Annotated in this window: 1 protein-coding gene; it reads left to right on the top strand. The window is 63.4% G+C overall.

Annotated features, from left to right (window positions below):
- A partial coding sequence (locus SB765_RS29120) for a DUF748 domain-containing protein (protein ID WP_410932417.1) occupies positions 1–279 on the top strand: 279 nt, incomplete at both ends.

Raw genomic sequence — 279 nt, 5'->3', positions numbered from 1 at the left:
ACTACAGCGTGCACCTGGCAGACCGCAGCCAGAAGGAACCCGTGGCCCTGGACGTCGGCCCGCTGAATGTCGACCTGCAAGGCTTCGACAGCCTCAACCAGACGCCTTTCACGCTCAAGCTCGATACCGGTGTGGGCAAGCAAGGCAAGCTGCAGGCCGCTGGCCAGGTCAACCTGGCGCCGATCTGGGCCAAGCTGGATGTCAGCACACATGACATCGACCTGCGTGTGGCCCAGGCCTACATCAGCCCGTTCATCCTCCTGGAGCTTCGCAGCGGCA

The sequence above is a fragment of the Pseudomonas sp. SIMBA_067 genome (assembly GCF_046534675.1).
GTDB lineage: Bacteria > Pseudomonadota > Gammaproteobacteria > Pseudomonadales > Pseudomonadaceae > Aquipseudomonas > Aquipseudomonas putida.
This window is presented reverse-complemented; position numbering and strand designations above follow the sequence as displayed.